The 20,251-nt window shown below is 29.1% G+C and carries 23 protein-coding genes, 1 tRNA gene and 1 riboswitch; of the genes, 18 read left to right on the forward strand and 6 right to left on the reverse strand.

Annotated elements, in window-relative coordinates:
- Positions 1 to 5: 5 nt before the first annotated feature.
- The 15 genes from ACWOA3_RS04530 (at position 6) to ACWOA3_RS04600 (ending at position 13,647) form a co-directional block, all read left to right on the forward strand.
- On the forward strand, positions 6 to 1,043 hold the full coding sequence (locus ACWOA3_RS04530) for a hypothetical protein (RefSeq protein WP_456884322.1): 1,038 nt from the start codon (positions 6 to 8) through the stop codon (positions 1,041 to 1,043).
- 132 nt (positions 1,044 to 1,175) lie between these two features.
- The gene (locus tag ACWOA3_RS04535; RefSeq protein WP_456884324.1) at positions 1,176 to 2,177 is read left to right on the forward strand and encodes a hypothetical protein; all 1,002 of its coding nucleotides are present in this window, start codon (positions 1,176 to 1,178) and stop codon (positions 2,175 to 2,177) included.
- A gap of 134 nt (positions 2,178 to 2,311) precedes the next feature.
- The gene (locus ACWOA3_RS04540) at positions 2,312 to 3,001 is read left to right on the forward strand and encodes a hypothetical protein (protein ID WP_442566059.1); all 690 of its coding nucleotides are present in this window, start codon (positions 2,312 to 2,314) and stop codon (positions 2,999 to 3,001) included.
- 94 nt (positions 3,002 to 3,095) lie between these two features.
- Positions 3,096 to 4,139, forward strand: a complete 1,044-nt coding sequence (locus tag ACWOA3_RS04545) for a hypothetical protein (protein WP_456884327.1) — start codon at positions 3,096 to 3,098, stop codon at positions 4,137 to 4,139.
- Between the two features lie 22 nt (positions 4,140 to 4,161).
- A complete protein-coding gene (locus tag ACWOA3_RS04550) occupies positions 4,162 to 4,479 on the forward strand; it encodes a metal-sulfur cluster assembly factor (RefSeq protein WP_003147395.1) in 318 nt (105 codons plus the stop codon).
- A 189-nt stretch (positions 4,480 to 4,668) separates the two neighbouring features.
- On the forward strand, positions 4,669 to 5,229 hold the full coding sequence (locus tag ACWOA3_RS04555; RefSeq protein WP_003147394.1) for a DUF402 domain-containing protein: 561 nt from the start codon (positions 4,669 to 4,671) through the stop codon (positions 5,227 to 5,229).
- Positions 5,216 to 6,028 carry an NAD kinase gene (locus ACWOA3_RS04560; RefSeq protein ID WP_003147393.1) on the forward strand — a complete coding sequence of 271 codons (813 nt, stop codon included), beginning with the start codon at positions 5,216 to 5,218 and terminating at the stop codon, positions 6,026 to 6,028. The genes ACWOA3_RS04555 and ACWOA3_RS04560 overlap by 14 nt, the downstream gene beginning before the upstream one ends.
- On the forward strand, positions 6,021 to 6,902 hold the full coding sequence (locus ACWOA3_RS04565; protein ID WP_456884334.1) for an RluA family pseudouridine synthase: 882 nt from the start codon (positions 6,021 to 6,023) through the stop codon (positions 6,900 to 6,902). Before ACWOA3_RS04560 ends, ACWOA3_RS04565 begins: the two co-directional genes overlap by 8 nt.
- Positions 6,903 to 7,184: 282 nt before the next feature.
- A complete protein-coding gene (locus tag ACWOA3_RS04570; protein ID WP_003147391.1) occupies positions 7,185 to 8,093 on the forward strand; it encodes a PLP-dependent cysteine synthase family protein in 909 nt (302 codons plus the stop codon).
- A complete protein-coding gene (gene cysE, locus ACWOA3_RS04575) occupies positions 8,093 to 8,623 on the forward strand; it encodes a serine O-acetyltransferase (protein ID WP_271965600.1) in 531 nt (176 codons plus the stop codon). The genes ACWOA3_RS04570 and cysE overlap by 1 nt, the downstream gene beginning before the upstream one ends.
- A 91-nt stretch (positions 8,624 to 8,714) precedes the next feature.
- Positions 8,715 to 9,422 carry an HAD family hydrolase gene (locus ACWOA3_RS04580; protein ID WP_456884337.1) on the forward strand — a complete coding sequence of 236 codons (708 nt, stop codon included), beginning with the start codon at positions 8,715 to 8,717 and terminating at the stop codon, positions 9,420 to 9,422.
- A gap of 222 nt (positions 9,423 to 9,644) precedes the next feature.
- A complete protein-coding gene (locus tag ACWOA3_RS04585) occupies positions 9,645 to 10,376 on the forward strand; it encodes a rhodanese-like domain-containing protein (RefSeq protein ID WP_456884338.1) in 732 nt (243 codons plus the stop codon).
- A gap of 155 nt (positions 10,377 to 10,531) precedes the next feature.
- The gene (locus ACWOA3_RS04590; protein WP_456884340.1) at positions 10,532 to 11,431 is read left to right on the forward strand and encodes a rhodanese-like domain-containing protein; all 900 of its coding nucleotides are present in this window, start codon (positions 10,532 to 10,534) and stop codon (positions 11,429 to 11,431) included.
- A gap of 136 nt (positions 11,432 to 11,567) precedes the next feature.
- Positions 11,568 to 13,058: a TIGR04282 family arsenosugar biosynthesis glycosyltransferase gene (locus ACWOA3_RS04595; protein ID WP_456884342.1), complete on the forward strand. Its 1,491-nt coding sequence runs from the start codon at positions 11,568 to 11,570 to the stop codon at positions 13,056 to 13,058.
- A 10-nt stretch (positions 13,059 to 13,068) separates the two neighbouring features.
- On the forward strand, positions 13,069 to 13,647 hold the full coding sequence (locus ACWOA3_RS04600; protein ID WP_456884344.1) for a TVP38/TMEM64 family protein: 579 nt from the start codon (positions 13,069 to 13,071) through the stop codon (positions 13,645 to 13,647).
- 44 nt (positions 13,648 to 13,691) lie between these two features.
- Here the strand turns inward: ACWOA3_RS04600 and ACWOA3_RS04605 are convergent, their stop codons facing one another.
- Together ACWOA3_RS04605 and ACWOA3_RS04610 are read right to left on the reverse strand one after the other, a co-directional pair.
- On the reverse strand, positions 13,692 to 14,375 hold the full coding sequence (locus tag ACWOA3_RS04605) for a LiaF transmembrane domain-containing protein (protein ID WP_003147383.1): 684 nt from the start codon (positions 14,373 to 14,375) through the stop codon (positions 13,692 to 13,694).
- Positions 14,376 to 14,380: 5 nt separating this feature from the next.
- Positions 14,381 to 14,833, reverse strand: a complete 453-nt coding sequence (locus tag ACWOA3_RS04610; RefSeq protein ID WP_003147382.1) for a LytTR family DNA-binding domain-containing protein — start codon at positions 14,831 to 14,833, stop codon at positions 14,381 to 14,383.
- Positions 14,834 to 15,045: 212 nt separating this feature from the next.
- Here ACWOA3_RS04610 and ACWOA3_RS04615 point away from each other — a divergent pair.
- Positions 15,046 to 15,142: transfer RNA gene (locus ACWOA3_RS04615), tRNA-Sec, on the forward strand.
- Positions 15,143 to 15,202: 60 nt separating this feature from the next.
- Here ACWOA3_RS04615 and ACWOA3_RS04620 read toward each other — a convergent pair.
- The 4 genes from ACWOA3_RS04620 to tehB form a co-directional block, all read right to left on the reverse strand.
- Entirely contained in the window at positions 15,203 to 15,859 is a 657-nt protein-coding gene (locus tag ACWOA3_RS04620) for an energy-coupling factor transporter transmembrane component T (RefSeq protein ID WP_456884347.1), read from the reverse strand.
- Complete coding sequence (locus ACWOA3_RS04625) at positions 15,840 to 17,210, reverse strand: ATP-binding cassette domain-containing protein (RefSeq protein ID WP_456884349.1); 1,371 nt, start codon at positions 17,208 to 17,210, stop codon at positions 15,840 to 15,842. The genes ACWOA3_RS04620 and ACWOA3_RS04625 overlap by 20 nt, the downstream gene beginning before the upstream one ends.
- Entirely contained in the window at positions 17,210 to 17,767 is a 558-nt protein-coding gene (locus ACWOA3_RS04630) for an ECF transporter S component (protein ID WP_003147379.1), read from the reverse strand. The genes ACWOA3_RS04625 and ACWOA3_RS04630 overlap by 1 nt, the downstream gene beginning before the upstream one ends.
- A gap of 75 nt (positions 17,768 to 17,842) precedes the next feature.
- A riboswitch (TPP riboswitch) is annotated at positions 17,843 to 17,930 on the reverse strand.
- 63 nt (positions 17,931 to 17,993) lie between these two features.
- Positions 17,994 to 18,857: an SAM-dependent methyltransferase TehB gene (gene tehB / locus ACWOA3_RS04635; protein ID WP_456884351.1), complete on the reverse strand. Its 864-nt coding sequence runs from the start codon at positions 18,855 to 18,857 to the stop codon at positions 17,994 to 17,996.
- A gap of 314 nt (positions 18,858 to 19,171) precedes the next feature.
- Here tehB and ACWOA3_RS04640 point away from each other — a divergent pair, with 314 nt between their 5' ends.
- Together ACWOA3_RS04640 and ACWOA3_RS04645 are read left to right on the forward strand one after the other, a co-directional pair.
- The gene (locus ACWOA3_RS04640) at positions 19,172 to 19,630 is read left to right on the forward strand and encodes an arsenate reductase/protein-tyrosine-phosphatase family protein (protein ID WP_442566067.1); all 459 of its coding nucleotides are present in this window, start codon (positions 19,172 to 19,174) and stop codon (positions 19,628 to 19,630) included.
- 71 nt (positions 19,631 to 19,701) lie between these two features.
- Positions 19,702 to 20,205, forward strand: a complete 504-nt coding sequence (locus tag ACWOA3_RS04645; protein WP_456884352.1) for an N-acetyltransferase family protein — start codon at positions 19,702 to 19,704, stop codon at positions 20,203 to 20,205.
- Positions 20,206 to 20,251 lie beyond the last annotated feature (46 nt).

Genomic DNA, 20,251 nt, shown 5'->3' on the forward strand with positions numbered 1-20,251 from the left:
AAGTTATGAGGAAGAGTTATTTAAGAGGAACATGGTTAAAACTATTCTTTGCAATATTGTTCGTTCTGATGAGTATCGGGGGGATCCAAAGCCTTTATGATGATAGAACAAAATCAGCAGAGGTACAGTATAAAGAAGGAAAACAATTCCAAAAATCTAAAGGTTATACTTTTATTAAGGTAGAAGCTCTTGAAGAGTTAGATATTACAGATGATAGCTTAAAAGATAATCAAAAATTCTATATGCTCCAGCATGAACATGGATTTGTAATGTTAAAAGCTTCTAAGGAAGATGTTAAGAAATTAATACAAAGTAATGATATACCAAATGAAAAATTAATAGATTTAAAGGATAAAGATATTTATTCTCCTGTTAATGCCATCTTTGAAAGAGGAAGCAAGGGGAGAAAGAATATCTCTCCAGAATTAAAAGAAAAATTTAAAAATGCTGCAGAGAATAGTTCACTAATTAGAGCAAGAGTTTCAGATATAGTTAATGAAATTGTAATAAAGAAAAGTGTAGATGATTATTCAAGTAAATTACGAGAAAAACCATTTACTTCACAGTTTTATTTAACAGTGCCTGGTAAAGGATATTATTTTTTAACTTATGCAGTGGAAGTAGTAATTCTTCTTATTACATTTTTCTTAATTAAATCTGTAATAAAAAATATTAGAAAAAATAAAGCTGAATACGAAGAATTATTCATTAAATATCCGGAGACAGAACGAGATTTAGATATTTTAGTACGAGAAGCAAAATATATAAATAAAAAATTAAAGGCCTTAATATACAAAGATGCATTAATATTATACGGCAAAGGGTTCAATTTCCAATTGTTATCAGGTTTTTCAAAGGTAACTTTTGATAGAGAAATTCGAAAAGGTAGAGTTGTAAGCTATATAGCACACTTCCACAATAATTTTGAAACAGACGAAAAAGTAAAAGTCTGCTCGAACTATAAAAATTCAAGAGAAGATATTGACGAATTAGGAAAAACATTAAAACAAACCTTTGGAAAAACAGTAAGGTATAATTTTTGATAAAAATGTAATAATATTAGAAAACTAAGGCAATACACGTAAATACGGTATATAGAGTATTTTAAAAATATATAAAGAAAATAAAAAGTATAATTATAGAAAATCTAAATAATTAAGGACATGAAGGAAGTTATGAGGAAGAGTTATTTAAGAGGAACAAGGTTAAAAATATTCTTTGCAATATTGTTTGTTTTGTTTAGCATCGCAACAACCATAGGACTATATAAAAATCATATAAGATCAGCAGAAGTTCAGTATAAAGAAGGAAAACAATTTCCAAAAGCTAGTTGGTATACTTTTATTAAGGTAGAGGCCCTTGAAGAATTAGATATTACAGATGATAGCTTAAAGGATAATAAAAAATTCTATATGCTTCAGCATGAACATGGTTTTGTAATGTTAAAAGCTTCTAAGGATGATGTTAAAAAATTAATTCAAAGTAACGATATACCAAATAACAAAATAATAGATTTAAAGGATAAAAATATTTACTCTCGTGTTAATGCTATATTTGAAAGAGAAAGTAAGTGGGAAATAAATATCTCTCCAGAATTAAAAGAAAAATTTGAAAATGCTGCTGAGCACAGTTTAATATTTAGAGGGAGTGTATTAGATGATTATTCAAGTAAATTACGAGAAAAACCATTTCTTTCGAACTATTATTTAGTAGTACCTGGTATAGGATATTATATTGGAGCTTATGGAGCGGAAGTAGTATTTCTTCTTATTCCGTTTTTCTTAATTAAATCTGTAATAAAAAATATTAGAAAAAATAAAGCTGAGTACGAAGAATTATTCATTGAATACCCGGAGACAGAACGAGATTTAGATATTTTAGTACGAGAAGCAAAATATATAAACAAAAAACTAAAGGTTTTAATATACAAAGATGCATTAATATTATACGGCAAAGGGTTTAATTTCCAATTATTATCAGGTTTTTCAAAGGTAACTTTTGATAGGAAAATTCGAAAAGGTAGAGTTATAAGCTATATAGCATATTTCCATAATAATTTTGAAATAGACGAAAAAGTAAAAGTCTGCTCGAACTATAAAAATTTAAGAGAAGATATTGACGAACTAGGAAAAACATTAAAAGAAACTTTCGGAAAAACAGTAAGATATAATTTTTGATAAAAAATATAAAAACATTAGAACGTTAAGAGAATACTTGAAAATAGGGAATAGAGGGTATTTCAAAAATTTATAAAGAAAACAAAAAGTATAATTATAGAAAATCTAAATAATTAAGGACGAAAAGGAAAGTTATGAAGAAGAGGAAACCAAGAGGTATAAGGTTAAAATTAGTTTTTGCTATAATGTTTATTTTTGTTAGTATTATAGCTGTTGGATCAACATATAGTAACACCATAAGCTCTCCTGAAAGGTCATATGAAAAAGGTGATCAATTTGAAGGTGAAAGTATAGGGATTACATATGTTAAATTGGAAGCTCTTGAGGAACTAGATATAGTTGATAAAGAACTAGATGAAGACGAAAAATTTTATATGGTTCAACACGAACATGGTTTTGTAATATTAAAAGCTGCACAAGATGAAATTAAGAAATTAATTCACAGTAGTGATGTACCAGAGGGGAAAATAATAAAACTAAAAGATAAGAATATTTATTCTCGTGTTGATGTAAAAAGAGAAAAAGGAAGTAGCAGAGGAAGAGTTCACATTTCTTTTGAATTATTAGATAAATTCAATGATGCAGCAAAACATAGTTCTTTGATTAAGGGAAGGGTTTCAGATGTATTAAAAGAAGAGGGTTCAAATAAAACAGAATCTTACTATAAAAAATTACAAGAAAAACCTTTTGTTTCTAATGTATATCTAACAGTACCTGGTTATTTATATTACTTAGGTACTTATGGATTTACTACGATTTTTGTTCTAGGTACATTATTTTTGATAACTTCTATAATAAAAGATATTAGAAAATCTAGAGATTAATATGAAAAATTTATCATTGAATGTATAGAGACAGAATATGTTATAAATATTTTAGTGTGTAAAAAAGGCTAAATAAAAAAAAGGAAGTGAAGTTATGAAGAAGAGTTATTTAAGAGGAACAAGGTTAAAAATATTCTTTGCTATAATCTTGGTTTTTGTTAGTTTGATTGCTACTAGAGCTTCATATAATAGTTACACAAAATCTGCTGAAACCTTATATAATGAAGGTGATCAATTCACGGGGAATTATTCCGGAATTACTTATATTAAATTAGAAGCTCTCGAAAAACTTGATATAGTAGATGAAAAATTAGCTGATGATGAAAAATTTTATATGGTTCAACACGAACATGGTTTCGTAATATTAAAGGCTACACAAGAAGATATTAAGAAATTAATCCAAAGTAGTGATGTTCCAGAAAGCAAGATTATAAATCTGAAAGATAAAAATCTTTATTCTCGCATAGATGTAATTGGAGAAAAAGGAGGAAAAGGAAGAACAAATATTTCTTCTGAATTGTTAGATAAATTCAATGCTGCTGCAGAACATAGTACTTTGATTAAAGTTAGAATCCTAGAGGTAATTAAAGACCTTGGATTAGATAAGACAAAAGCTAATTATAAAAGTAAATTACAAGAAAAACCTTTTATTTCAAATGTCTATATAAAAGTACCTGGAACTTTATATTACTTAGGTACTTATGGATTTTCTGTGGCTATTGTTTTGGCTACATTATTTTTAATTAGATCTATAATAAAAGGAATTAGAAAAGCTAGAGATGAATATGAAGAATTATTCATTGAATATCCAGAGACAGAACACGATGTAGATATTTTAATACGAGATGCAAAATATATAAATAAAAATTTAAGAGTTTTAATATATAAAGATGCATTAGTATTTTATGGCGGGGTGTTTAATTTTCAATTATTATCAGGATTTTCGAAGATTACTTTTAGCGATGTAAGAGATTCGAAAAATAGAGTTGTTGACTATACAGCGGAAATTCAAAGAGAATTTGAATCAAATGAAGTAATAAAAATGTGTTCGCATTATAATGATGTAATGGCAGATATTACTGAATTAGGAAGAATATTAAAAGAGCAATATGAAAAAGAAGTAGAATATGATTTTTAAAAATAAGGAAGAGGTGTAAGAAATGGAAACATTAAAAGATAGAGTAATAGAAGCGTTAGAAAATGTAATAGACCCTGAGCTTGGTATTGATATAATGAACTTAGGATTAGTATATGATGTTAAGATGAGCGATGACAATAAGCACGCTATAGTCGATATGACTTTAACATCTATGGGGTGTCCTTTAGCTCCGATTATCATCGAGCAAGTGGAAACAGCTATGCTAGGTGTCGATGAGATAGAGAAAGTAGATGTAAATATAGTTTGGGAACCAGCATGGACTAAAGATAAAATGTCACGATATGCTAAGATTGCTCTTGGTGTCATTGATTATGAATAGAATATAAATACAAAAAGCAATTTCAAAATTGAGTTTAAGAAAAATTTTGAAGTTGCTTTTTTGTTATTAATAAAATAGAGATACATTAGTTTTAGAAATTTATAAAAAAATAGTTATTACAGTAGAATGAAATATATTAAATGTGTTATAATTAAAAAGACATTAAAAATAAGTATGAAAGGAGGCACTATGTACAGAGGAGAAAAGCCTAAAAAAGGTGATGTAGTAAAAATTATAGCGTATAAACATGATGGATCTATTCATAGAATTTGGCACAAGAATGTTGTACTAGAAGCGGATGAACAAGTTCTAATTTTAGCAAACAACAGAACTCTTGTTACAGAAAGTGATGGAAGAACATGGGTTACAAAAGAGATAGCACTAGTTTATTTCCATAATGAATGTTGGTTTAATATAATTTGCATGTTTAGAGAAGATGGAGTTCACTATTATTCAAATTTAAGTAGTCCATTTGCTTATGACGTTGATGGAGTAAAATATATTGACTATGATTTGGACATAAAAAAATATCCAGATGGAAAATATTTCCTACTAGATGAAGACGAATATAATCAAAATAAAGCACGTTATCAGTATGGAGAAAAAATAGATAAAATATTAAAATATAATGTAAACAAACTTCAAGAATGGATTGATAAAAATCACGGAGCGCTTGCACCAGATTTTGCAGATGTATGGTTAGAAAACTATGAAAAAATAATGGGTGAAGATCAAAATGTTAGAAGGTAAATTTAGTGTAGAGGTCAGACATGACGAAATATCAGAAAAGATAGGTTTGAAGTTAAAAGAGTTTCTTCTATCTAGTGATATGAAAGAAGATAAAGAGAATCCTGATTATGTTTTTGCTGTTGGTGGAGATGGTACCGTACTGCGAACATTTAATAAGTATATGGATAATCTAGATAATATCAAATTCTTATCTATTCACACAGGGCACTTAGGATTTTATACGGACTACTCAGTTCAAAACTACGAAAGAATCTTTTTTGATATGTTAGCTTTAAAACCGAAAATTGAAGAATATCCTTTATTAAGAGTAAAAGCATATTGTTCAAATGGAGATTTAGTTTCAGATTATTATTCTTTAAATGAAATTACAGTTAATAATCATACTGGAAGCACATATTCAGCTAAGGTATATATTAATGGTGTGCACTTTGAAAGTTTTAGAGGAGATGGGCTATGTATTAGTACGCCTACAGGTTCAACTGCATATAACAAGAGTCTAGGTGGAGCGGTAATTCACCCACAGTTACCATTGTATCAAGTAACCGAAATAGCAGCATTAAATAATCTTGTTTATAGAACATTAGGAAATCCTTTAATATTATCTCAAGATGATGAACTTATGATTAAACCGATAGATAAGGAAAATCATCGTATTACAGTAGATCATATGCATTTTAATTATGATAGTGTTTCAAAAATAAAAATTACTTTAGCAAAGGATAAGAAAGTTTCTTTTATTCGTTATAATGATGACAGTTTTTGGCAACGAGTGAAGAGATCATTTATAAAAAATGACTAATATTATTTTGAAGTATGTAGTTAAAAATGAACAAGTATTAAGAGAATTTCTTCTGGAAAACAATATTTCAAGAAAAACTCTTACGAGAATAAAGTTCGATAATGATGGCAGTATAAAAGTAAATAGCAAGGAAGAAAATGTTAGATATATCTTAAAAGAAGGTGACATTGTAGAGATTACACTTCCTAGTGAAAACTATAGTGAATTTGTTAGATTTATAGATAAACCTATCGATATTGTGTATGAAGATGACTATTTTTTAGTTGTGAACAAAGAAATTAATCTACCTTCAATACCATCTAGAAATGCTGAAGACGAGTCTTTATTAGAAAGAGCCAATTACTATTTTAGAGAAAAAAATATTAATTCAATTCCTCATATAGTAACACGCCTTGATAAAAACACATCCGGCTTAGTATTAATAGCTAAACATAGACATATCCATGCATTATTTAGTAATATGGAGATAGATAAGTATTACACGGCGTTAATAAATGGGAAAATAAAAGATCATGGTATTGTTGAAGCTCCTATACGTCGAGTGAGTTCTAGTATTATAGAACGTGAGGTGGGAGAAGGCGGAGAGTATGCTAAGACTGAATATTGGTCAGAAAAACACAATATTAAAAATGATATTAATGTTATTAGATTGAAGCTTTATACAGGAAAAACTCACCAGATAAGGGTACACATGAAATACTTAGGGTATCCACTTCTGGGTGATGAGTTGTATGGTGGGGATATTAGCTTAATAAGTAGGCAAGCACTTCATTGTAGTAACTTAGTGTTTATCCATCCAATTTCTGGAGAAAAGGTAAATGTATGTACAAATTTACCAGATGATATGAGCAATATTATTAAACATAATGAGTAATTTTTTTTACTTGTTATGTTTTTTTATATATTTTTAGTTATTATTTTAGCGATATTGTAGTAATTTATATAAATAGTTATTAGGTAAAATATACTGTAAATTGGAATTTTATAAATTTTGAATATTAGTATTATCATATTTTTAAAAAATCAAATAATAAAATTGAAATGAAAACGATAAAAAAAGTCAGATTAATTACTTTGTTTTCATTAAGAACTTATGTTATAATCTTATTCAAATAACAAAAGTTATTTATTATAAAGTCAGAAGAGGAGGGATTTTATGATTTCATCATCATTAAAATTCGTGGGTAACACACCCGTATATCAACTAGATAACACAAATATTTTTGTGAAACTAGAAAAATACAATCTAGGAGGAAGCGTTAAAGATAGAGCTGTGCTTGGTATGTTAGAAGAAGCTATTTCTCAAGGTGCGGTTAATAAAGATACTATCCTTGTTGAACCAACTAGTGGTAATACAGGTATAGCTGTAGCTATTTTAGCTTCTGTTTTAGGATTAAAAGCTGTGGTAATTATGCCAGAAAGCATGAGTATTGAAAGACGTAATATTATTAAAGCATACGGAGCACAATTAATTTTAACACCAAAAGAATTAGGAATTAAAGGTTCAATCGAAAAAGCTGCAGAAATTCGTGAAAAATATAGCAATGCTATTTCTCTAAGTCAATTTGATAATCCTGCTAACCCAGGATATCACCACAAAACAACAGGACGTGAAATATTAGAACAAGTACCTAATATTGATATCTTTGTTGCTGGAGTTGGAACTGGAGGAACATTTACAGGTGTTGCTAAATATTTAAAAGAAAATAAACCAGAAGTATTATCAATTGCCGTAGAACCAGCAGAATCACCAGCTATTAGTGAAGGACACGGAGGACCACACAAAATCCAAGGAATTGGAACAGGATTTATTCCAGAAAACTTCAAAAAAGAATATATGGATGATATATTCACAGTAACAAGTGATGAAGCAATAGAAGAAACTAAAAACTTCTTACGTTCTACTGGAATAGGTATTGGTATTTCATCTGGAGCTGCAATTGTTGGAGCTAAGAAAGCAGCTGAAAAATATCCAGGTAAAAACATTGTAACTATCTTACCTGATGGGGTTGATAAATATTTATCTGTCCTTGATTTCGAAGATGTTACACATGTAGAAGTGTAATGGGTTATTTTGAAAATTTAAATTACAATTTAAATCGAGTTTTAAAAGACGATCCTGCAGCAGAGTCGAAACTTATGATTTATCTTACATATCCTCACATAAAGGCTCTAAATTATCACTACTTTTCACATAAATTGTATAAAAAAGGATGGCATACAATGGCTCGTCTTTTATCAAAAAGAGCGAGAAGATTGACTGGAATTGAAATACATCCTGGAGCAGAAATTGGTAAAGGATTATTTATCGATCATGGAATGGGCGTAGTAATAGGAGAAACTGCGATAGTTGGAGATAATGTTACCATGTATCATGGAACTACTTTAGGAGGAACTACATTAGATCCCATAAAGAGGCATCCGACTATTGGAGATAATGTTATGATAGGTGCAGGGGCGAAGGTTTTAGGAAATATAACAATAGGAAAAAATTCTAAAATTGGAGCTAATGCAGTAGTAAAACATAGTGTTCCAGATGGAACTATAGTTTATGAAGCAAGGCCTGTAGTAAGATATTTAGAAGAAGATAAATAAAAGCTAGATTCCAAGTGATTTTACTTGGAATTTAGCTTTTTCAAATGTACAATATAGATTATATTCATCATAAAGAATGGAGGTGAAATTGATGACTAAGATAAAAAATTTAATTTTCGATTTAGATAATACTCTATATGATTTTAGTGATATATGGAAAAAATCAAATAAATTAGTATTTGAGTATTTAGAATACAATAAGCTAATAAATTATGATGATTTTTTCAAACTTTACAAAAGCATAAATAACAAGTTGGTTAAAGAAGTAGTTCAAGGGAAATTAAGATTGATAGAGCTTAGAAATAAACGATTAAAATTAACTTTGACAAAACTTGGTGTGGAACTTAGTAATGAAGATTGTAAGTTTTATTATGATAAGCAATTTGAATTTATCTTGGCATTGATAGAACCTGATGAAGAGGTGAATATGTGGATAGATAAATTAAAAGAAAAATATAATATGATTATCTTAACGAATGGAAAATCGCAGGAACAAAGATTGAAATTGAAAAAATTAGGCTTAGAAGGAGTTTTTAAATTATATATTTCTGGAGAAACCCATATAAGTAAGCCCAAAGAAGGAGCTTTTCTAAATGTTCTTGAATCTGAAGGATTATTACCTGAGGAAACGATGATGATAGGTGATTCATTATATCATGATATAAAACCAGCTAAAAAATTAGGTTTAAAAACATGCTTGATTGAGAAAAAATGGCATTTCGATGATGAGTTAGCGGCTTATACTGGATATAAAGTTAAGGATATAAAACAATTTTTTACAGAATTAGATAAGTTATAAAAAATATTATTATTTTTCTGAATATAAAGAAAGTATTAAAAAAATAAGGTGTTCAATAAAGTTTATAAATGTTTTATTTATAGGCTTTATTTTATTTTTATGTAAAGCTGGAATTTTGATAAATAAGTAAAATATTTCTTTGTTTCTCTAATTTGTGATGTTGATTGAATGAATTTGATTTGTTATACTATGTATGAAAGCAATAACAAAGGAGTTAAAATTATGAAATACAATAAATTATTAGTTGTCAGTATGGCAGCCGTATTATCTTTATCTTTAGCAGGTTGTTCTTCAGCTTCGAATAGTAGCTCAAGCAGTAACAATGGGACAGTTGCTGTAAAAGAACTAAAAGGGGAAGAATTAAATAAAATAGAAAAAGATGACAAAGAAAAAGAAAAATATCTTGTTATCGATGTAAGAGATGCTAAAGAATACAAAGAAGGTCATGTAAAACACGCAATCAATATTCCATTAGCTGATATTGAAAAACATGCAGAACACTTAAGTGCATGGAAAGATAAAGAAGTAGTAACAGTTTGTAATACTGGTAAGAAAAGTAAAGAAGCTGCTGATAAACTTGTAAAAGCAGGCTTCAAAAAAGTTTCTAATGCACAAGGTGTCAAAGACTATAAAGACTATGAAATAGTTAAATTTACAACATTGTTAGCAAGTGGCTTCCAAGCTGCAATCGATAAAAAAGAAGGAACATTTATTGATGTTCGTGAGGCTAAAGATTATGAAAAATCTCATGTAGCAGGAGCTAAAAATATTGATGTTAAAAATATTGATAAAGATTTAGCCGCGCTATTACCAGCAGATAAAAATGCGCCAGTTTATACATACTGCTATAGCGGAAACCGTTCTTCAAAAGCAGCACAAAAAGCTGTAGAACTTGGTTATACAAATGTGTATAACGCATGGGATGGTACAAAAGAACACGAATACAAATTTTAAAGAAATATTATAAAAAACAGTGAAAAGTAAAACTGTTTGTTAGAAAAAAACCTATTTATAAGTTATACTAATAGAAGACGAGGTTTTACATAAATACACAAAAAATTTAAGATACTACCTTGTCTTTTATTAAATAAGGAGAGGAAGAAATATTAATGAAATATAATAAACTTTTAGCTGTAAGTATGTCAGCAGTGTTATCATTAACATTAGTAGGATGTACAACTACTTCATCTGCAAAGGAATTGAAAGGTGAAGAGTTAAACAAAATTCAAAAAGACGACAAAGAAAAAGAAAATTATCTAGTTATAGATGTAAGAGATGAGACTTCATATAAAGAAGGACACCTTAAACATGCAATTAACATTCCATTATCAAAAATAGATAAAAGTATAGAAGAAATCCGTACATGGAGAGAGAAAAAAGTAGTTGTTTACAGTGATAAATCTGATAAAACAAAAGATGCTGTAGAAAAATTAACGAAACAAGGATTTAAAGATGTTTCTGGAGCTCAAAATTTAAAAGACTTTAGTTATGATCTTGTGAAATATTCATCATTAAGTAGTGGTAAATTCCAAGATGCATTATTAGATACAGCTGCAAATAATGTATTTTTAGATGTAAGAGATAAAGCTGATTTCGAAAAAGGTCATGCAGCCGGAGCAAAAAATATCGATGTTAAAAAATTAGATAATTTACAATCAATTTTACCAGAAAATAAAGAAGTTCCTATTTATGTTTATAGTTCTACTGGAAATAGTTCTTCAGTAGTTGCTCAAAAACTTATTGATTTAGGATACAAAAATGTATTTAATGCAATTGATGGAACTAAAGAGCACAGCTATAAATTTGAAATTGCTGATTGCTGTAAAGATCCAAGTGATGCAGTAAAAGGTTCAGAGCATAAGGAAGGACACTGTGAAAATTGTAAAGATGAACACGGTGAACACAAAGGTCATGAAGGACATAATCATTCTTCAGATAAGAAAGATGAACATGCTGGACACAATCACTCTTCAGAGAAGAAAGATGATCATTCTGGATATAATCATTAATATATAAGGTACAAGGGTGACTCAAAATCGAAATTTCAATTAGAGATATTGTTATTGAGTCTCCCTTTTTTATATGTATTGTAGATTGTAAATTTAGAATAATTTTAGAGATAATATTAAAGGAAAAATTTCAGAGATGAAAAATAAAATAATATTTTTTACAAGAGTACCAAAGGTGGGTACAACAAAAACAAGGTTATATGACTTTGTTTCACCAGAAAATGCTATCAAAATTCAAAAAAAATTAATGAAGTTGAATTATAGTATTTTAAAAGAAAGTGGAGAAGAAGTAGTAGTTTATCACGATGGTCAAAATAGTGATGATAATACGATAAAAGATATTCTAGAAAATAGAGAATTTTCTTATCAAGAAGGAAAAACACTTGGTGATAAGATGTATAAGGCTATTGAAGCAGAATTAAAAACTAGTGATAAGGTTATTTTATTAGGTTCTGATATATACAATCTTAAAAAAAATATGATTAACATTGCTTTCGAGAAATTAGATAATTTCGATATTGTTATAAACCCTAGCATTGATGGTGGTTACTTTTTAATAGGTATGAAGAAAGCTACTAAAGAGGTATTTGATCTTCCTAGCTATGGTGATAATAGTGTTTTAGAGAATTTGCTTGCTGTTTGTAAAGAGCAGAAACTAAGCTATTATCTAGGTGAAAGTGGACTTGATATCGATACAAAAGAAGACCTTCTATTTGCAGAAACAGGCTATGAGAATATTAAGTTACTAGGTGCAGGAGAATATAATATTAACTTTACCTTTGACGATAAGAATTTTAAAAAAGTTCTTAGAATAAATATGAAGAGTCAGATGAATCTTGAGAATCAAATAGAGTATGAATATGAGACTCTGCAATTGTTGAAAGATAGTGGAGTTACACCAAAACCTTATGATGTAGTAACAGAAACTAACTTATTGCCATATAAATATTTGACGATGGAGTTTCTAGAAGGTAGAACACTTAATTATAAAACAGATATGCATATTGCAGCTTATTTGTTAAGTAAGGTCCACAATACACCATATGGTGACAATAATTTAATCAATGCAGCCAATCCATTCCAACTGATGTTTGATGAATGTAAACAAATGGCAGGTGAATATTTATCTTGGGATAAAGCTGATGACAAGGTTAGTGCGTATATCAAATCTTTCTTAGATAAATGTTTGACTCTTATACCTGAAAAATATAGTATAGCCAATCCATGTATTATAAACACCGAACTAAATTCAGGAAATTTCTTAATTGGAGAAGGAAAAGAAGATAGTTATGTTATTGATTGGGAAAAGGCATTAATAGGAGAGTGCGAACAAGATTTAGCTCATTTTCTAGCGCCGACGACAACATTTTGGAAGACGGATATTATTTTATCGAAAGCAGAAATTGATGAATTTTTAGAAGAATATAGTAAATATCGTATATTTGATAAAGAACGGTTTGAAAGATATTTAATATTTAATTGTCTAAGAGGTGTGACATGGTGTAGTATGGCATTTAGACAGTATAGTGAAAATGATAAAATGTTGATGGATGAGACTACATTTAAAAAAATAGCTTCATATATTGAATTAGAATTTTTAGAAAAAGTATCAGCATACTTTAAATAGGAGGAGAGTAATGACTGAGTTTATTCAAAGCTTTGGTGTTTTAGCACCGATCATTTATGTTTTAATGTTTATGTTCTTACCGGTATTTTTCTTTCCGGTTCCAATACTTGCTGTTGCTGGAGGAGTAGCGTTTGGTTTTGTTGAGGGAAGTTTACTAACTTTTGTTGGAGCTTCATTAAATTGTTATATTATGTTTGTAATTTCTCGTCGTTTTGGGCGTGAATGGGTGAAAAACTACCTTAAGAAAAAAATGACACCGAAGCAACACGATAGAATTTTTAATGTTAGTGATGAAAAGTTGATGATGAGTCTAGTAATTTTGAGACTTATTCCATTAGTACCGTATAATATGATAAATTATGGATATGGTTTAACTAATATAAGTTTAACAAAATATATGATTGCGAGTGTACTTGGGATAATTCCAGGGACAGTAGTATTTCTAAACTTCGGAGCTACTAGTACAAATGTCTTTAGTAAAGAATTTTTAATAGCATCATTATTAGTAATTTTATTGACGGTTGGTTCTATCTACTTATCTAAATTAGTAGAAAAAAGAGAACAACAAAAAAAATCTGAAAATGAATAAAAAAATAAACTCTCAGGATGTTTTCAATCTTGAGAGTTTATTTTTTATATTTGAATAATATGAACTTCTCCAAAATTAACAGAACCGTTTAGTATAATTTTAACATCATTAGCAGTGCTGTTAGAATCTGTTGGAACTTTAGCTAAAAAACTATTTGTATTATTTTTAATAGCCCATTCTTTTGGAATATATATTTTTAAATCTCCAAAAGATACAGATACATTTAGTTCAAAGTTTTTTATCGGATAGGTATCTAGTTTTTCAAAATAGATACTTGTACTTCCGAATTTAGTAGAAGTAGTGAAAGAATCAGATTTAGTTATATCTATATACTGTGTATTTTCACCAAATGTTACATCAGAATAATCGTGTCCATTATGTATTTTTTGATAGCTTTTTTTTCTGTAAATCTTTCTGAATTCTTTATATTTATATCTTCTAGGTAAAATCATAGAAATACCTATGCTAAGGAAAATAGCAACTAAGAATATTTTCCATCCTGATATGTTCGCAAAGTGATAATTTTTATTATAAACATAAAATAATAATGCTAGTGGAAATATTGTTCCAAAAGAATCAAAATCCATTAAACCTCGAATTGCAAAAAATCCAAGAACTACTGTACATATAGCTAAGAAGATTGATCCGTTTGGAAAAATACTGAATCCATCAAGTATAGTAGTTATAGCGAGTATTATAAAAAATAATCCAATAAAATTTCTTCTCATTTTCTTTACCTCATTTCTTTTAATTTGTCTTTTAATATTTTATAGTAATGTCTTGATATATGGACTTGCTTCTTAGAATCATAAAAAGAAGCGGTACTAGAACCAGAAAAAGATTTTTCTAGCGAATAAATTACTTTTGTATTTATTATTGAGCTCTTAGAAATTCGACAATAATAAAATGGAATTATCTGTTCTAATTCATATAATTTAAACTTCACTTCGAAGAATTCGTCTGTAGTATGAGCATAGACCTTATTATCAGAAGTCTCAAAAAATAATATTGATTCAAGTGGGATGAAATATTCTGAGTCACCTTTATAGAAAATTATTTTTTGAGAATTTAATAAAGCTTTTTCAACTAATTCTTTAATTAATATTACATCATTATTTAAGTCAGGTGTTTTAATAACAAGTTCGATGTCTTTAAGAGATGAATCTAGTTCGATATTAATTTTCATATTGTCTCCTTTCTAAATGTTTATAGCTATATTATATATTATTTCAACGTAAAAATTAATAGCTTTTAGGTAAGTGGTAAAAAAACAGTTGTAAGTGGTATAACTATGGTATATGAGAACAATTGTGATTTCATAAATGGAATAGCATTCTGTATACGTTAACATATCATCTTGCATTTTTGCAGTATTTATTGTATAATATAAACATACATGGGAGTGGATGAGTTCTGGTGTGCTCTCTAGTCTTCAAAACTAGTATGAGGGGTTAAGAGCCTCTTGGGTGGGTTCGATTCCCACACATTCCCGCCAGTTTTTTATTTTTTAGACATATAAAAGCCATCATGAAGTGATTTTCATGATGGCTTCTTTCTATTTATTTAGTAATAATAATGTGCTAGAAAGTAATGTGAAAAGTACTATAATAAGTATACTTTTGTTTTTATCGATTATATATTTATTATAGTGAGTTCGTTTTTTAAAGTCTTCATAGGCGTGCACTGTCATTGCTTCAGAGATTTGAGGTTGCCAGGTTAAAGCGATAAATATAGCTTTAGCATAGTAATATGGTGACCAGAATGGTAAGAAAACTCCGCGAAGTCGACTAGATTTTGTAATCATTTGAGTTTCGTACTGTATTCTTGGTAAAGCTTGAATAACTACTAAGAGTCCGTAAGTTATATTTGAAGAGAGTCCATGTTGTTCGAAGTACTTTAGTAGTTCTACTAAAGATACGTATGTTGCTAAACTCAATCCTAAAGCAGCAAAACTGTATGTTCTAGAAAAAATTAATAGAGCAAATTTATAATTAGAACTATGAACAATGATAGCCCATCCAGATCCCAATGCTGGTAATAGAGGAACAAGAATAAAATATAGTAGCTTTTTCCAATGCCTTGATATACAAAAATATAAGATTGTTGAACCAATAATTACGAAATTTAGAACCAATAATTTACTAAATGAGATCCAAATAGTTAACATTACTATTATTAAGGCTAAAATAGGACTAATTATTTTCTTCTGCATAATAATCCTCCTTTAAGTAATGTAAAGTGTTTCCCGAAATTTCGATATGATAATCACTTCTATTGTTTAGTGGTTCTAATCTATGGCTAACAATAATAAATGATTGTCCTACAAGTCGCTTATTTTCTTCTATCCAATCCATGATGAATGAACAAGCTCTTTCATCTAGATGAGTAAAAGGTTCATCTAATAGTAACAACTCAGTTTTTTGACTTAATAAGCACATAAGTTGAATAAGTTTTCTTTGTCCACCGCTATAATAATATAAACTTTTATCGAGTTCTTTTTCTAAGTTGAATTCTTTTAAAAGTCGTTCTTGCCATAAGGTAGCATGATTCCAAATGTCTTTTTGTATAGAAATTTCTTCTCGTGGCATTAAACTAATAAACTGCTGAAATGCATCTTGTAAACAAGTGCTTATTTTTTTGTATAATTTTCTTGATTTTCTTATTTTTGAGTTATTGAAGTATATATTTCCATCATATTTTATAAGTTGAGAAATAGCGTGTAATAAGGTTGTTTTTCCAGTGCCATTATCCCCAGTTAGGGTAGTTATGCCTTTAAAAATCATCAATTCATCTATATTTAGTAGTTCTTTGTTACCTTGACTAATCCTAAAATTTTCTAATCTTAGAATTTGATCCGTTTTAATATTATTACATAAATTTAAGTTTTTAGGTGTAAAGCTAGGATTTTTTATTAATTCTAGATTCCCATTTGTTAAGCGATAGAAAGTATCTGCATAGTTTAAATACAGTTGATACTCGTGATCGCAAACTATTATTGTCACACCATGGTTGTTCAAGTCTTTAAGTAAGGTTAATAGAGAGTTGCGAGTTTTCTTATCAACATTGGCAAAAGGTTCATCTAATATTAATATTTCGCTGCCCATTGCTAAAGCTACAGCGAATGCAGCGCGTTGTCTTTCTCCTCCTGATAGTGTATGTATATGCTTGTGCGCAAGATCTTTTGTTTTTGTAATTGCTAGAGCATACTCCAGTTTTTCGTTAATCGCTTGTGAGTCTAAGCATAAATTTTCTAATGAAAAGATTATCTCTTCTTCTAAAGTGGGCATGACAAATTGATTTATAGCGTGTTGCATTACATATCCTATATTCTTCACATGTTCTTGCATAGGTATATCAGCTATATTATTTTCTTTATATGTAATAACTCCCTCATATTTATCTTTATATAATTTACAAATAGTACGAAGTAGGGTAGATTTACCACTACCAATATTACCAGTTAAAACTAACCAACTATGTTCTTTTATTTTTAAACTAACATTATCAAATAAGACTTTATCTTTAATTTTTAAAGAAAAATTATCGATTCCTATAATATTCATTATTTATTACCGCTTTTTTGTACTTTATTAACAATATTTAAAATTAGTTTTACACAAACAACACCAAAGAAGAATACAGAGATAAATTTCACTAAAAGAAGTGCCAGAATCATTTGTACAGAAAATGCTTCGTATCCAGCTTGGAAATATTTGTAAGCGAAACTAAATAGTGTAATGCCTACAGCAGAAAGAAATAAAGAAAATGTATCATAACGTTTGTATCTAGTTATGAAGAAACCAACTTCAGAGCCTACGCCTTGAACTAATCCTGAAATAAGAACAGCAGCTCCAAAGTATGAACCATATAACATTTCTGCTAGAGCGCCTAGAACTTCCCCAAGAGTTGCGCTTCCTGGTTTTTGAATAAGTGCCGCTGCTACTGGACCAGCCATTACCCATAATCCAAATAAAATTGAGTTTGCGAAAGGAGCGTACCCTATTGCTCCAAGAGCGGCTTTTAATGGAACATAAACTAAACTTGTTGCAAGAAAAATACCTCCGAATAAGAAACCTATTAAAGCTATAATAATTATGTCTTTTGTAGACCATTTTTTCATAAGAAAAACCTCCTGTTATTTTATTCATTAAAACAACAAGAGGTACTTTTAAATTTCATATACTTAAAAATAAACATAGTTATATAAACATTTTCCTACGGCTGTACTAACAACATCAGGTTCATGGGTATAATCTCAGCTAAAAGCACCCCAAATGTTTTAATGATTAATTAAAATTATAACATCCACTAATAACGGTGTCAAAAAACTAGCTTACAAAAGAAAATTATTTAATTTTCTTAGCTAACATAGTAGCAAAACGCAGTTTAAATCTATTTCCATTAGCATCTGTTTTGTGGAGTTGCCCAAAATCTTCATTATATTTAATAAATTCCCAGTCTTTGTAATATTCTTTAAGCTCATTTTCTTTAAAAGTGAAGGGGAAAGGAAGAGGACAAGGAGCATCTTCTGTAGACATAGCAGCAACAATTAAATTATAACCACCGATTTTAGTTTGTTCTTGCATATTTTTTATTACACTCGGAATAGATCGTTCTTCGATAAACATTAAAACAACAGTTGAAAGTATGAAATCATAGGTGTTTCTAAGAGCTGCTGTATTTATATCGTAACTACCGATTTTGATATCTAGATTTTCAATTCTAGAAGTCTCCATTAAAAATTCTAAAGCAGGAATATTACTATCAACCGCAGTGACTTCGAAACCAAGTTTAGAGAGGAATAAAGAGTTACGACCTTGACCAGATCCTAAATCTAATGTCTTACAAGGTTTGATAGTTTCCATGGCTTCTACTACTTCAGAATGAGCAGGATTAATATCATATTTGTTTGCGAAAAAATTTTTTGGTTCGCAATAAAACTCTAAGAAACATTCTAAATCATCAGTTAAAGGTGCAACGCGGTGCCATGCTTGTGGTTCAACGAAAGGAATCTTACTTTTAGGTGTTAATATATGCTCCTTCACAACTTCGTTATCTTCAGTTAATTCTGTAAATTGTAGTTTTCCTTTAAGAATAGTTAATTTAGCCCATACATCTTTTCTAGTGTTGTGCTTATGTCTAAAAGGCTCAGGAAGTGTTTGAGCAGTCCAATTTGGTAATCTTTTATAGCATACTAAGTTTTCTGTCATTTTAATCTCCTTATTAACGACTAAGTTTAAGTTAATTATATCACGTAAAATATAAAAATTAAATAATGGGAGTGACTCAAAAATCGTGATTTCGAAATCGATTTTGTCGAGTCACCCCCGCACAGTTTATTAGATATCTAAAAAGCTTTTCTAAAGCGATTTTAGATATCAATAAACCACTGCGTCTATGAGTTATCATATACACGTTGTTAAAATTTAGGAGTTTTTTGTCATCCTCTTATCTTTATTATGTCGATTTTAGCTCTTTATGTTATAATAAAATAGAAACTAATTATTAATGAGGTAATGAAAAAATGGTAAAAGTATTATTTGTTTGTTTAGGAAATATCTGTCGTTCACCTATGGCAGAAGCAATATTTAGAGATATGGTAGAAAAAGAAGGACTAAGCGAAAAAATTCAAATAGATTCAGCAGCAACTAGTAGTTGGGAACACGGTAATCCTGTTCATAGTGGAACTAGAAAAGAGCTTGCTAAAATTGGAATTGGAGTAGAGGGAATGTATTCTCGTATTCTTAACGATGATGACTTAGAAGTAGACTATATCGTAGGAATGGATGATAGTAATATAGAAAATATTAAGAAATTTATTGCAGGAAGAAAAGCTGGTGAGGTTAAAAAATTACTAGAATACGCTGGAGAAGATAGAATTATTGACGACCCGTGGTATACAGGAGACTTCAAAACAACATTTAAAGATGTAACTAAAGGATGCACAGCTTTGTTAGAAAAAATAAAGAAAGAAAATCTATAAAAGAATGAACACTTATGGAAATAATTTTAATTATACGAAGTTATAGGAAGTAAGTTTTAAGGAGATAAGTAATGGTAAATGTTAGAACGGTTGAATTACAAGATGCCAAAAATTTAGTAAATATTTATAGACCATATGTTGAACATACGGCTATTACTTTTGATTATACTGTACCAAGTGTACACGAATTCGAAGAAAAAATCTCAAAATCAATTCAAAGTTATCCATTTTTGGTAGCGGAAGAAGGAGATGATTTATTAGGATACGCATATGCTAGTGAGTTTTATCCGAAAGATGCATACAAATGGACAGCTGAAATTACGATTTATTTAGATGAAAAGGCTCGTGGAAAAGGTGTTGGAGAGAAGTTGTATAGTGAACTTGAAAAACAACTTTACGATAGAGGAATATGCAGATTAACATCGTGTATAGCATATCCTGATGAAGGTAGTGTATCATTTCATGAGAAGAGAGGATTTAGAAAAGTAGCTCACTTTGAAAAAGTAGGTTATAAATTTAATCGTTGGTATGACGTTGTATGGTACCAAAAAGATATTAGAGAGAATATTGAATAGAAAAAGAGCCCCACAAGAAAATTTGAATATTCTTGTGGGGATAGTT

It is taken from the genome of Gemella taiwanensis, assembly GCF_054054385.1.